At 59.6% G+C, this 12,956-nt stretch carries 11 protein-coding genes and 1 tRNA gene; 3 read left to right on the forward strand and 9 right to left on the reverse strand.

The annotated features are described in order from the left end of the window. Window positions 1-37: 37 nt before the first annotated feature. From DXD24_RS06510 to DXD24_RS06540, 7 genes are all read right to left on the reverse strand, one after another. A tRNA-Arg gene (locus tag DXD24_RS06510) sits at window positions 38-113 on the reverse strand. Between the two features lie 305 nt (window positions 114-418). Further along, window positions 419-817: a DUF956 family protein gene (locus tag DXD24_RS06515; protein ID WP_117646410.1), complete on the reverse strand. Its 399-nt coding sequence runs from the start codon at window positions 815-817 to the stop codon at window positions 419-421. A gap of 120 nt (window positions 818-937) precedes the next feature. Next, window positions 938-1,858, reverse strand: a complete 921-nt coding sequence (locus tag DXD24_RS06520) for a PTS system mannose/fructose/sorbose family transporter subunit IID (protein ID WP_117646411.1) — start codon at window positions 1,856-1,858, stop codon at window positions 938-940. A 16-nt stretch (window positions 1,859-1,874) separates the two neighbouring features. After that, window positions 1,875-2,693 (reverse strand): PTS mannose/fructose/sorbose transporter subunit IIC, encoded by an 819-nt coding sequence (locus tag DXD24_RS06525; RefSeq protein ID WP_089573274.1) that lies wholly within the window; start codon window positions 2,691-2,693, stop codon window positions 1,875-1,877. A gap of 18 nt (window positions 2,694-2,711) precedes the next feature. Beyond that, window positions 2,712-3,701, reverse strand: coding sequence for a PTS sugar transporter subunit IIB (locus DXD24_RS06530; protein WP_117637934.1), 990 nt, complete (start codon window positions 3,699-3,701; stop codon window positions 2,712-2,714). Between the two features lie 377 nt (window positions 3,702-4,078). After that, window positions 4,079-4,507, reverse strand: a complete 429-nt coding sequence (locus DXD24_RS06535) for a hydrogenase maturation nickel metallochaperone HypA (protein WP_117637935.1) — start codon at window positions 4,505-4,507, stop codon at window positions 4,079-4,081. Window positions 4,508-4,603: 96 nt separating this feature from the next. Next, window positions 4,604-7,381, reverse strand: coding sequence for an FAD-dependent oxidoreductase (locus DXD24_RS06540; RefSeq protein ID WP_199407990.1), 2,778 nt, complete (start codon window positions 7,379-7,381; stop codon window positions 4,604-4,606). A 189-nt stretch (window positions 7,382-7,570) separates the two neighbouring features. Here DXD24_RS06540 and DXD24_RS06545 point away from each other — a divergent pair, with 189 nt between their 5' ends. The 3 genes from DXD24_RS06545 to DXD24_RS06555 all read left to right on the forward strand — a co-directional run bounded on the left by DXD24_RS06545 (window position 7,571) and on the right by DXD24_RS06555 (window position 11,018). Then, window positions 7,571-8,233: a TetR/AcrR family transcriptional regulator gene (locus tag DXD24_RS06545; RefSeq protein WP_117634468.1), complete on the forward strand. Its 663-nt coding sequence runs from the start codon at window positions 7,571-7,573 to the stop codon at window positions 8,231-8,233. A gap of 63 nt (window positions 8,234-8,296) precedes the next feature. After that, window positions 8,297-9,304 carry a DUF5692 family protein gene (locus DXD24_RS06550; RefSeq protein ID WP_117634470.1) on the forward strand — a complete coding sequence of 336 codons (1,008 nt, stop codon included), beginning with the start codon at window positions 8,297-8,299 and terminating at the stop codon, window positions 9,302-9,304. A 232-nt stretch (window positions 9,305-9,536) separates the two neighbouring features. Beyond that, on the forward strand, window positions 9,537-11,018 hold the full coding sequence (locus DXD24_RS06555) for a hypothetical protein (RefSeq protein ID WP_117646412.1): 1,482 nt from the start codon (window positions 9,537-9,539) through the stop codon (window positions 11,016-11,018). A 73-nt stretch (window positions 11,019-11,091) separates the two neighbouring features. On the opposite strand, the gene DXD24_RS06560 is transcribed toward DXD24_RS06555, so the two are convergent. Together DXD24_RS06560 and DXD24_RS10180 are read right to left on the reverse strand one after the other, a co-directional pair. Beyond that, complete coding sequence (locus DXD24_RS06560) at window positions 11,092-12,444, reverse strand: ATP-binding protein (protein ID WP_117646413.1); 1,353 nt, start codon at window positions 12,442-12,444, stop codon at window positions 11,092-11,094. Window positions 12,445-12,688: 244 nt separating this feature from the next. Next, entirely contained in the window at window positions 12,689-12,862 is a 174-nt protein-coding gene (locus tag DXD24_RS10180) for a hypothetical protein (protein WP_195535670.1), read from the reverse strand. Between the last annotated feature and the right edge of the window lie 94 nt (window positions 12,863-12,956).

Consider the following 12,956-nt stretch of genomic DNA (forward strand, 5'->3'; position numbering starts at 1 on the left):
GCCCGGCACCGTAGCGGTACCGGGCTCGGCAAATCTCTGGTGCCCCCGGGCGGATTCGAACCGTCGACACCCGCTTTAGGAGAGCGGTGCTCTATCCCCTGAGCTACGGAGGCATGTTGTATTAGTGTAGCAGATTTACGCCGCTGTAATGCAGCGTATACCCACTCTTCGAAGTTGCGGTGGAACAGCCCTCCGGAAAGTGCGTCCCACTATCCAGGCAAATTCTGGGTCAGACTTTCCCCATGAGACCTCGCTGGGAAACTGTGACCCAGAATTTCGGCTCGAAACGGGACACGGTTTCCCAAACGACCCCGTTCCGGAAACTACATCCCGGAATCGACGCTCGAACTGGGATGCACTTTCCCGATCGAGCCACATGGGAGACTGCGCCCCACTTTGAGGGGGCGCTCTTTAATGACTAGTTGCCTTTGTGGAAGAGGTTTTTGATAACGGAGGGGATGCTCTTGGCGCCCTTAGCCGTCACATCGATAAAGTCAGGCGAACGCACGAGCTTATCCTCGTCAACGTACTTGCGGACCGCACGAAGCGTCTCTTTGTCATCGCGCGTCGAAAACGTAAAGTGACCATTGTCCTTGGTGAAGATGGCAAAACGCGTAATCTTCTTGGTGCCGCGCAAAACCTCAGCGGCAATATAGTCGACCTCATCCCACGGGATCTGAATAAAATCCTCGGGATTGCGCTCGTTATAGTACTCAAACGCCTTATTGCCCACCATTACGTTACCGTGACTGGTAAGCCCCATCAGGCAGGTTGCCGGCGTTGCCAGATCGACCGTGCTGTTCTGAGATTGCGCCATGCGCGCCTCGCCCTCCAAATAAAACAATCGGACCGCATCCAGTGTACCCACCGGGTGCGGTCCGTTTCAATGGCTCAAAAGCCCTTGCCTAGCAATTCTCGATCTTAAGCCGAAACGTGCTTACATGAAGCCGCAGACGCGACCGATGATGCCGATGGCGAAGAGAGCCAGGATGATGACGATCGGGCTGACCTTCTTCTTGAGGAGCTTGCAGACCAGAAGGGTCAGGCACACGGCGGCAAGGCCGGGGATGAGCTGATCGAGGTTGGCCTGAAGCGTGGTGACCTTCACCGGGTCGAGTGCGTTGGCACCGACAGAGCTGTACATCGTCAATGCCTGCTTGATGCCCTCAGAACCGGCGGGCAGGTTGGCCCAGTCGATATAGGCGCCAGCGGACTGCGTGACCTTGGAGACGACCGGGGTGAAGGAGATGGACACCCAGCGCTCGACCAGGGCGCCGATGATGAACATACCCAGGATGGAAGCACCCTCGGTGACCTTGCCCATCAGACCGCCGGAGAGGTCCTTGGCGATGGAGGAGCCGACCTTGTAGCCAAACTCCTGCGTGTACCACAGGAAGGCGTAACGGATGATGTTCCACGCGAAGAAGAACAGCAGCGGACCGGCGATGCTGCCGGACAGGGCCAGGGAAGCGCCCAGTGCACCCAGAATCGGGCGAAGGGTGAACCAGAAGGCGGGGTCGCCGACGCCGGCGAGCGGGCCCATCATACCGACCTTGACGCCCTGAATGGCGACGTCGTCAATCGGAGCACCGTTGGCGCGCTCCTCCTCAAGGGCGAGGGTAACGCCAATGACGGGGGCGGAAACATAGGGGTGGGTGTTATAGAACTCCAGGTGGCGCTTAAGAGCGGCAATCTGGTCATCCTTGCTGGTGTAGAGCTTCTTGATCGCAGGGATCATTGCGAAGCACCAGCCGCCGTTCTGCATACGCTCGTAGTTCCACGAGCCCTGAAGGAACTGATGACGGAAGCAAACCTTCTTACGGTCAGCCTTGGTGAGCTGAATCTTGTTCTCTGCCATATGTATCACTCCCCTCCTACTCGTAATCGTTCAGAATGTCGCCGAGCGGGTCACCGGAGCCACCGCCCATGCCGCCACCCTGCTTGGCCAGATCCTTAAGGCCAAGGTAGATGAGGGCAAGGGAGATGCCGATGAGGCCAAGGGCGATCAGCGTGAGCTGAGGGATGGCAGCAAGGACAAAGCCGAGGATGAAGAACGGCCAGGTCTCCTTGGTGGCCATCATGTTGATGACCATGGCGTAACCGACGGAAGCGACCATGCCGCCGCCGACAGCCATGCCGCCGGACAGCCAATCGGGCATAGCGTTAAGCGCGTTGGTAACAGCCTCGGCCGGGATGATGCACAGAAGTACTGCCGGGATGGCGATACGAACACCCTGCATGAGGATGCCGGCGTACTGCCAACGCTCGATGCCGGCGAAGTCGCCCTTCTCGGCGCAGGCGTCCATGCCGTGAACCATAGCGGTAGCCAGGGTACGGCAGATCATGGTCAGGAACAGACCAGCGACCGACAGCGGGACGGCGACGGCGATGGCGGCGGTAACGGCCTTGGCCGAATCGGTGGCGCCACCGTTGAGGGCGAGCACCATGATGATCGAAGAAGCGACCGAGGCCAGAGCGGCGTCAGGCGCGACGGCGGCGCCGACGTTAGCCCAGCCAAGGGCCATCATCTGGAGCGAACCGCCCAGGAGGATGCCCTCCTGAAGGTGACCGGTTACGAGACCGATAAGCGTGCATGCCACGAGCGGCTGATGGAACTGGAACTCATCCAGAATGCCTTCCATACCGGCAAGCAACGCGACAATCGCAACAAGCAGAATAGTGATTGCAGACATGTATCGGACCCTCCTTTACTATGCTTGAGCGGCCAGTTCGGCCTTAGCTTTCTTCAACATGGCGTCGAGATCCTCGGAGGAATCCGAAGGAACCTTGCGGACCTCGAACTTGACGCCCTTGGCCTTGAGAGCCTCGATGGTCTTGACGTCGTCATCGCCCATGGCGACGGCGTTAGTGACGACGACCTTGCCCTTGGAGTGGGCCATGGAACCGATGTTGGCTTCCTTGATGTCGACGCCGGCCTCGATGGCCCTGAGCAGATCCTGCGGGTTCTCGAAGAGCAGCATCGCCTTGGTGTCGCCAAAGCGCGTGTCCTTGACGACCTCGGCCATCTTCTTGATGGGCACGACGTTGGCGTGGACTCCCGGAGGGGCAGCCTGCTCGATCATGGTCTTGCGGAGCTCGTCGTGAGCAACGCCGTCGGAGACCACGATGATGCGGTTGGGGTTGATCTGCTTGGTCCACGTGGTGGCCACCTGGCCATGAAGCAGACGGGTGTCGATACGGACGTGGGCGATCTTGATGTGCCCGTCGCCGATGACCGTTCCCGGAGGGATGGCGCCTGCAGGAGCAGCGGCGGCCGCAGCCGGCTTCTTCTCCTCGGGCTCCAGAGACTCGGGCTTGACGCGCACGCCAGCCTTAGCCTCAGTCACGAGATGTTTTGCGATCGCATGTGCAGTGTTCTTTGCGTCAAAGCGCTGCGAATATGCCTCGATGAGCATAGGCAGGTTGACACCGGTGACGATAGCCCAGGAATCGTGGCCCTCGATGAGCCCGCTGATCTGGTTGAACGGCGTGCCGCCCCACAGATCAACGAGGAAGAGCACCTGCTCCTGGTCCTCGAAGGAAGCGACTGCTTCCTCGACCTTGGCACGGAAGTCGTCGGGGCCCATGCTCGGCTCGAGCGAGACCACGGCTACAGACGGCTGATCGCCAAAGACCATCGAGCCCGTCTGCTTGATTCCAGCCGCCAAGTCACCATGGCTAGCAAGAACAATACTTACCATCACATAACCTCCTTTTTGTCTACGTATTTCCTACACGACAATAATGGAGTATACCTGTTCGCCTTGTGGATTTATAGCTAAATTCGCAAACGGTTGCATTATTTGTTTAAACGTCTAAGTTTGTTACAAATTGATTACGTTGCTGATTTACAGCTCATTGCCTACTAAAACGTGATTTCCCAATTACTTTCACAGATATATACAGACACGCTGTTCATTAACGCCGCTTTTAGGTTAATCCCAATGCGCCTGCGTGCCGCTATTTTGTTTAAACAGACATAACTTGACTAATTGTATAACTTATGCTCTAGCGCAAGTAGTCGTTGGGGACGTTCTTAAACGACTAGTCAAACAAGAACGTCCCCAACGACTAGGGGCTAGACGATGTGGAGAGGGTTAGCGGCGTCGACGGCGTCGGGGGCGTCAGAAGGGCCGTCGGGGGCAGCGTCTGCCGGGTCCTCGTCGGGGGTCTCGATCTGCTTGATCATGACCTCTTGGCCCTGGAGCAAATAGGTATCGCCACTGCCGCAATGGGGGCAGGTCTTGCCGTGCTCGACTGTCGCATAGTCGCGGCCGCACGCCTCGCAATGCGTCACGGCCTCGACGGGCTCCACGATAAGCTCCGCGCCCTGCGTGATGGACTTTTTATCTGCCGCCCAGCGCCAAGCGTCGAGCAGCAAGTCGGGAACGACGCCCGAGACCTCGCCCAGCAGCAGCGTGACGCTCGAAACGCGACGCACGCCATTGGCGCGCGCCACGTTCTCAACATCGCGAATAATGTGATAAACGATTCCCAATTCATGCAAGGTAGAAACCTTTCAACAACGGTTGATGCGATGCAAACTCAAAGCAAGGGGACGGCGAAATCTAGTCTGCGCCGTCCCCTTACCCGCCATGGTTACCTATTTACGACCGAACTTGATTTTGATTGCACGCTTTAAAGCATACTTGCCAAGGCTCGGGAGCTTTTGCTCGTATTTGACCATCGTGGAGCACTCGGGGCGATCGCGATCCAGATGGATGGCATCGAACGCGCACTTGGTGGTGCACAGGCCGCAGCCGATGCACTTGTTGGGGTCGACGATTGAGGCACCGCAGCCAAGGCAACGGGCGGTCTCGGCGCGCACCTGCTCTTCGGTAAAGGTCTCGACGTACTCGCTGAAGGGCGCGGCCTTCTCGCGCTCGTGGTCCACGTGGGCAACCTCACGGCTCGCGTTGTCATAGCTCTCGATCACGACATCGTCGCGGTCGAGCGCGGCGTAGCGGCGCTGGTTGCGGCCGATGGTGAGCGTGGAGCCCGGCTGCACAAAGCGATGGATGGACACGGCGGCCTCGTGACCGGCGGCGATGGCATCGATGGCAAAGCTCGGACCGGTATAGACGTCGCCGCCCACAAAGATGTCGGGTTCGGCGGTCTGGTAGGTCTGGGGATCGGCAAGGGCGCCCTGACCACGGCCAAGCTCCACCTTGGAGCCAGCCAGCAGGTCGCCCCACACGATGGACTGGCCGATGGACATGACCACGCGGTCGGCATCGACGCGGCGCAGGTCGTTCTCGTCGTAATCGGGCGCAAAACGGCCCTCGTCATCGTAGACACGCGTGCAGCGCTTAAAGGTGATGCCGCACACACGGCCGGCCTCGTCCAGATGGACCTCCTTGGGGCCCCAACCGCAACTGATGTGTGCGCCGTCCTCGATGGCCTCGCGACGCTCTTCCTCGCTGGCGGGCATCTGTGCCTCGCTCTCCAGGCAGAACATCTCAACGTGCTCGGAACCCAGACGGCAGGCGTTGCGGGCAACGTCGATGGCCACGTTGCCGCCGCCCACCACGATGGTGCGGCCGGGCAGCGCATCGATCTTGCCGCTGTTGACCTCGCGCAAAAAGTCGACGGCCACGGTCACGTCCTCGGCGTCCTCGCCCGGAATGCCGGCAAGGCGGCCGCCCTGGCAGCCAATGGCAACGTAGAAGGCCTTGAAGCCCTGCGCGCGCAGCTCGTCGAGCGTCACATCGCGACCGACTTCCACGCCATAGCGGAACTCGGCACCCATCAGGCGAATGACCTCGACCTCGGCCTCAATGACGTCCTTCTGCAGCTTAAAGCTGGGAATGCCGTAGGTGAGCATGCCGCCCGGGCGCTCGTTTTTCTCGAACACGACGGGCTTGTAGCCCTTCTCGGCCAGATAAAAAGCGCAGGACAGGCCGGCCGGACCGGCACCGATGATGGCAATCTTCTGATCGAAGCCGCCGGCACGCGTCGGGGTCACCACAGGTGGGACATAGCGGGTCGCGGCATCCAGATCGCGCTGGGCGATAAACTTCTTGACCTCGTCGATAGCCACGGCGGCGTCCACACGGCCGCGGGTGCAGGCATCCTCACAGCGGCGGTTGCACACACGGCCGCAGATAGCGGGCAGCGGGTTCTCGCGCTTGATGAGCGCCAGGGCCTCGTCATAGCGACCCTGCGCCGCGAGCTTCAGATAGCCCTGAACGGCAACGTGCGCGGGGCAGGCCGTCTTGCAGGGCGCGGTGCCGGACTCATGCGTCTCGATGCGGTTATCGTTGCGGTAGTTGGGCGACCACTTGGTGTGGTCCCACTTGGTGGCATCGGGCAGCTCCTGGCGCGGATACTCGGGCACCTGTCCGCCGGCCTTTTTGCTGCAGAGCTTTTGGCCCAGCTTGGCGGCGCCGGCCGGGCACACCTCAACGCAGCGACCGCAGGCAACGCACTTGTCCTTCTCGACCTTGGCGACATAGGCCGAGCGCGACAGGTTGGGCGTGTTGAACAGCTGCGAGGTGCGCAGGGCGTAGCACACGTTGACGTTGCAGTTGCAGATGGCGAAGATCTTGTTCTCGCCGTCAATGTTGGTGATCTGGTGCACAAAGCCGTTGTCCTCGGCCTGGCGCAAAATGTCGTAGACCTCGTCGCGCGTCACGTAATGGCCACGGTCGGTCTCGACCACGTAGTCGGCCATATCGCCCACGGCGATGCACCAGTCGGCCGGGTCGTCGGCGCAGCCCTCTCCCATCACGCGACGGCTCGCGCGGCAGCTGCAGGTGCTGGCGGCATACTTGCCATCGTATTTGTCGAGCCAATGCTCGATATGCTCGATCGGCACCGACGTGCTCGCGGCATCGATGGCCTTCTCGACCGGAATGACGTGCATGCCGATACCGGCGCCTCCGGGCGGCACCATCGGCGTGGCCTTGGACAGCGGTCCCTTGGACGCCTGCTCAAAGAACTTGGCATAGACCGGGTGCTCCTCGAGCTGGCTCACGCGCATGTTGAGGAACTCGGCGGAACCCGGCACCAGCATGGGCAGCACCCACTGCTTGGCGCGCTCGGGATTTTCCCAGTTGTACTCGAGCAGACCCGTGTAGCTCATGTCGTCGAGCATCTTCTCGATATCGGCCTCGGGCATGCCGGTGAGCTTGACCATCTCGGGCAGCGTATAGGGACGGCGCATCTTCATCCTGCAGAGCACTTCGGCCTGCTCGTCGGTTGCGGCCTCGGCAAACGACCAGTACTCGTAGCCCAGCAGCTCGTCGCGATGCAGCAGACGGTTGGTGCAGTGCTCGCACAGCTTGACGATGGCCTCGCGCGGATGCTCCGGCAGCGGCGGCACGAACTCCGAACCGATGTCAGGCTCGGTGTAGCTAATTCCCGGTCCGTTGAGAATCATAGTCGTCCCTTCTCTTGCCACAGCCCGGCGAGACCGCAGCGCCCCTCTTTTTTTGCAGGCCGGGCATGCCCCCATGCCTTTCACCCGCCATTGTTGACATTGTGTCAAAAATAGTATTGACGAACCGTCAACAATATTCAAGACTGTTAGGCGAACGGTCAGGCAAAAGAGGATGAAAGGCGGCAAAACATGGGCAACAACGCAGCAGATATCTCTGTGGTCGATGCCGTCCCCGCATCCGATAGCGCGGCAAAACGCCTGACGGGCGACGAGCGCCGTCGCGAGATCCTCGCCGCTGTGCGCGCCGTGAGCGCCGAGCTTGGTGTGTCCCATCTTTCGGTATCGGCCGTGACCAAGCGGGCTGGCTGCACGCGTTCGCTGTTCTACCACTACTTTGCCGATATGGATGCCGCCGTCACCGCCGTTATGGACGAGGCAATCGACGGCTTTATCGCCGAGCTCGAGCAGTGGAACGCCAGCCGCACGGTTGGCGACATCGAAGGCGCACTCGACACCGTTGCTCCGCTCTTTAAGCGCCTGGTCGTGAGCGGCCACGAGTTGCCGAGCACGCTCACCTCGAGCAGCGGCGCGCTCTACGGCGGCTTTTTGCACAACGTGGTCCAGCGTGTGGCGCAGTATATCTGCGATACCACCGTGGTGGATTTTGTCGCCCATCATGAGCTACGCATCGACCATGTCTACGAGACGTTCTACACCCTCATTATGGGGTTGTTGATGTATATCCGCACGCACCCCGATGTGCCCGACGAGACGGTCAAGGAAATCATCGCCTCGACACTCCACATCGAGGGCTATACCGCCAAGTATCCGGAGCGCAAGCCCCAGAACTGACGACATTTGGCCAAACTGCCCGCGATCAGAAGAGGGGCCGCGGGCGTGTGAAAGGAGAGCAGCATGCTGTTCGATGTTTGGGGTAGCGATACCCTTATCCACTGGGCCGGCTGGGCCATGGTCTTTATTGGCCTGATCGTGCTCAACGAGATCGGCCGCCGCACCAAGCTGGGCGCGGCAATCATCTTTGGCGTGGCTCCGCTGGCCATGACCATCTACTGCGTCGCTATCGCCATCGGCGTTTCGCAGGGCGCCGAGTGGGCGCTCACCAACCCCACCCATGTGTACCAGAACAGCTGGTTCCACTACGCCAAGGTCTACGCGGCGTTGGCCGGTTGCTGGGGCTTCATCGCCATTAAGTATCAGTGGGGCAAGATCGGCAAGGCGCACTGGTTCCGCGCGTGGCCGTTTGTGATCGTCGCCATCAACATCATGATCGCCGTCGTGTCCGACTTTGAGAGCGCCTATCACTTCTTTGTCCTGGGCCAGTCCACTTGGGTCACCTCCGAAGGTGCCACGCAGCTTGCCGGCTGGAACAACGTGTTCAACGGCATCGCCGGTATCATCAACATCTTCTGCATGACCGGTTGGTGGAGCGTCTACGCCTCCGAGGACAAGACCGACATGCTGTGGCCCGACATGACCTGGGTCTACATCATCGCCTACGATATCTGGAACTTCTGCTACACCTACAACTGCCTGCCCGCCCACTCCTGGTTCTGCGGCTTTGCGCTGCTGCTGGCGCCCACCGTCGCCGCCTTTATCTGGAACAAGGGCGGTTGGATCCAGAACCGCGCCTTTACGCTGGCCATTTGGTGCATGTTTGCCCAGGTGTTCCCGTACTTCCAGGAGGAGTCCATCTTTGTGACCCACTCCACGCTCGACCCCAGCGCCGCTACTGCGGTCTCGATCGCCGCACTGGTCGCCAACATCGCCGCGATCATCTACATCGCCTACCGCGCCAAGAAGCTCGGCCGCAATCCCTACAAGCAGGATGTCTTTGAGGGCACCAGCGATTGGGAGAAGGCTACCGCCCGCCGTGCCAAGGTTGATTACGCGCACGCCGAGTAACATGCCCGGCGCAAACGCCGCTTGAATGTGAAGCAGCATAGCCGGCTCCGCGCAACTCAACGCATTGCAGAACCCCCGGAATGTGATTCGTCCGCGTTCCGGGGGCCTTTTGCTGCCGCGAGGATGCGGCCGAACGATGCGCTCAGGTTAAATCGGATCTTATATTTCGTATGCGCTTTATATGGCTCCATTTTCGGGTACAGTGTTGAGCCGATATTGCATTGGGGGATATATGAGCGATGAGACGTATGGCCGCGAGGATGCGGCCCAGGATGCGGAAGCATGTGCCGAAGCCCTGGAGAGCCTTGACCGGATCGCGCTAGACGAGCTCTCGTTTAGCGATTCGGTCGTCGACGCGCAAGACGAGGTGCACGAAGACACTGAGGACGAAGGCGGCGGCGCCAAAGACGCTCCTGACGAAGCCGAAGAGGACGATAGCGAGGCCGACGACCAGCCCGAATCCGACACGGGCGAGGAAACCGTCTTGCTCGACAGCTTACCGGCCGAGGATTCGCTGACTCGCGAGCTTCCTGGCCTGGGTTCCGCACCAGCCGTGGATGAGACCATCGCCATGGGCGATATTCCCCTGCCGTCCGTTCCCTCGGCACACGAAGCCGAGGTCCGCCATCGCAAGATGTCGCCCAAGCGCCGCAATCTGATGGTCGCCGGTGTCGTGGCCGTCGCGCTCGTCGCCGGCGGTGCAGGCTATGCTGCCTGGAACGGATATCAGCAAGAGCAGGCTGCAGCTGTCGCCGCCAATGCCCACACGATGATGTCGGTGCAGATTGGCGTGCATGCCGCGGGCCTCGACTGTTCCACCGGCTCCAAGATTCCCGTACAGGTAAGCGGTCAGGACGCTGATGGCTCCTCCATGAGCGAAACGCTCTATGTTGACGAGCACGGCCGCGGCATCAAACTGCTGCCCGGCGATTACACGCTCTCCATCGCCGCCTCCCCCATCGCGGCCGACGGCACCATCTATACCGTCCCGACCACCAAGACGCAGGTCACCGTTAAGAGCGATGGACAGGATTTAAGTGCCCAGGCCACCTTTAAGCTCAAGGTGCCTTCGGCCGACACGGTGACTGACGACCAGATCGATGCCGCCGCCAAGTATGCCGAGGAGGGCGGTGCGAACTCCGCCGCAGCTGCCAAAGTGCTCCAGCAGGCAGCAACCGCGCGGCGCGACGCCGCCGTCAATGCCGTGAGCGCGCAAAAGGCACAGGCATCCCGTGACGCTGACGCTCGCCACAAGGCAACCGACCTCTACCAGCTCGATATTCCCGTCGAGTGGTACGGCAAGGTCGAGACTTGGCAGAATGGCAGCACGCTATGCATCTATCTTGCCGGCGACAGCGATACGCCGCTTGTGACGCTTGTCACGGTGCGCGACGGCGAAAGCTTTACGCCCGATGAGGGCGACGCGGTTTTGGGTGCGGCAAACCTCGGCAACGGCTACACCGTCTACGCCAGCGGCCCCGTCTATCCGTACGTGGTGCCCCAGACTATCAACGGGCGCACCCAGAATCCCGTGTCGACCTACCCCATGGACACGGCCATTGAGCTTGTCGAGCTGACGACCGGCAACCGCTACACCTATAGTCAGATCAAGAACGACCTGGTTGGCAAAGACGGCAACGCAGACGCCGCGACCAAACTCGAGACCGACTACCTCGCGCATATCCTGCTGCCGAGCATCAAAGCCCAGGACTAGCCTGGCGCAGCAAGGTGCTCCCCAACTGTGAGGAAGGAGCCAGGAGGTCCTGACCCCACAGGTCCATAGATGATTAGGCAAGGAGCCACTTCCATGCGGGCATAACGTGTACCACACCGTGCTCGCATGGAATATCGGTCTGTTCATCCATGGTAACGATTGCCGACTCGCCAAGATCGAACTGGGCCATCGAGGCATCAAGCGCGGCAATTTCGCGCTCGCGCGTTTTCTCACTTGCCATATCCGCACTCACCTGAATCAGGCTATAAGCCCGCATGAGAAGCGCGTCCCCAGCCACAAAGTCCACCTCATGGCTTTTGCTCTTCTCTTTGATTAGCAGGCGGCAGACCGAGCCGGTCCTCACCGCGGGAGTCCTTCTTCTTAGCGCATTGAACACTGCGGTCTCGAGCCTCTGGCCCTGGTCCAATGCCGATGCGGGAGAGAATGCTCCAAACATCGCAGGGTCGACAGCGTAGACCTTAGACGCAGACCGCATGTTATTTGCCAGTGAACGCGTGAACTCCGGCACAGAAAATAACAGGTAGGCGTCCTCATAATACTCAAGTAAATCGCTGAGCGAATTACGGCTGACGGGTATCTGTCTGCTCTTGAACTCGTTGTACACTTTGTTCACTGACAGCTCTCGTCCCGAAGATGCCATACACCGCGTCAAGAACAGCGATGCCAGGCGAGGGTTCTTGACGTCGTAACGTTCAACGACGTCCATGGCGACCGTTCGCGAAGCATATTCCTGTAGCAGCTGAATCGCGTCTGTAGGCGTCTGCTCAAGTGTCGCGATGTATCCCCCTTGTTCAAGATACCCGATCAGATGATGTCGAAGCAGCGCTGCATCGCTCGGGGAAAAGGTCGCATCTGGCTCGGGAACGCTCCCCGTCTTATATCGAACGTATTCCGAAAAACTCAACGGAAAAAGCTCTCGCACAAGAGAACGACCCCTGAACTCGCTCTTAAGTTCTGAGGACAGCATCTTAGAAGAAGATCCCGTCACATAGACGGTCGCTTTCTCCGTATCGACTACACGCCGCAGAAACGCACCCCATTCGGGAATTTCCTGGATCTCGTCAAAGAAAATGTAAGCGCCCTCGGTTCGAGCAGCAGGATACAGCGCATAGAACGTGTCGAGCACGTCCGCCAGCAGCGATGGCTCATACGGGCGCAAGCGCTCATCCTCAAAATTGAAGTAAAGCATCCGGTCAAGCTCGACGCCCCGGCTCTGAAGCCGCCGCATCTCCTGATACAGGCGATACGTCTTTCCACAACGGCGGGCCCCCACAATCACATTTACGATGTTGTCGCGCTTTGGCTCCTGTGGGTTTCCTAGATCAAGGTCTCGCTCAAAGACCTGCGGAACCCCCTGCTGTTCAAAGTCCTTTATTTTCTGGGCGATCAAGTCGTTGAATGCCATGATTCTCCAATCTTGCTCTCTAGCTAATCAAAATTATAGCGATTCTTGATTAATTAGAGAGCAAGATAATGTCTGAATTGATTAACACTTAAGCAAGTTTTTTCACTATTACTGCTCGAAGGATGCCGAGTGGCTGAGAGGACAACCAAACTCGAATGCGACTCCCTGGGCAGTCGATTTGGGACGGGACTTTTTTGACTACCCCGTCCCAGAAAATCATCGCCAAATTAGCTACTTGATGCAATTAGCGCCACGGGTCAGCTTCGAACATCGGCTCGCGCTCGGGGCGGCGATCGCTGTAGGGATCGTAGCCGTCATCGTCCTCGTTCTCGGCACGGATGTAGGGGTCGCGCGGCTTGGGCGCCGGTTTGGACGTGGGCCTGGGCGCCGGCGCGCTTGTCTTGATCTCGTCTTTCATCTGCATAGCTCCTTACATCGCATCCGCTCAACATCATCGATTGTCGCACGAAAAAGGGCGGCGGACCCGATTGGATCCGCCGCCCTTGGCGTTT

This window comes from Collinsella sp. TF12-2AT, assembly GCF_003436735.1.
Classification (GTDB): Bacteria; Actinomycetota; Coriobacteriia; order Coriobacteriales; family Coriobacteriaceae; genus Collinsella.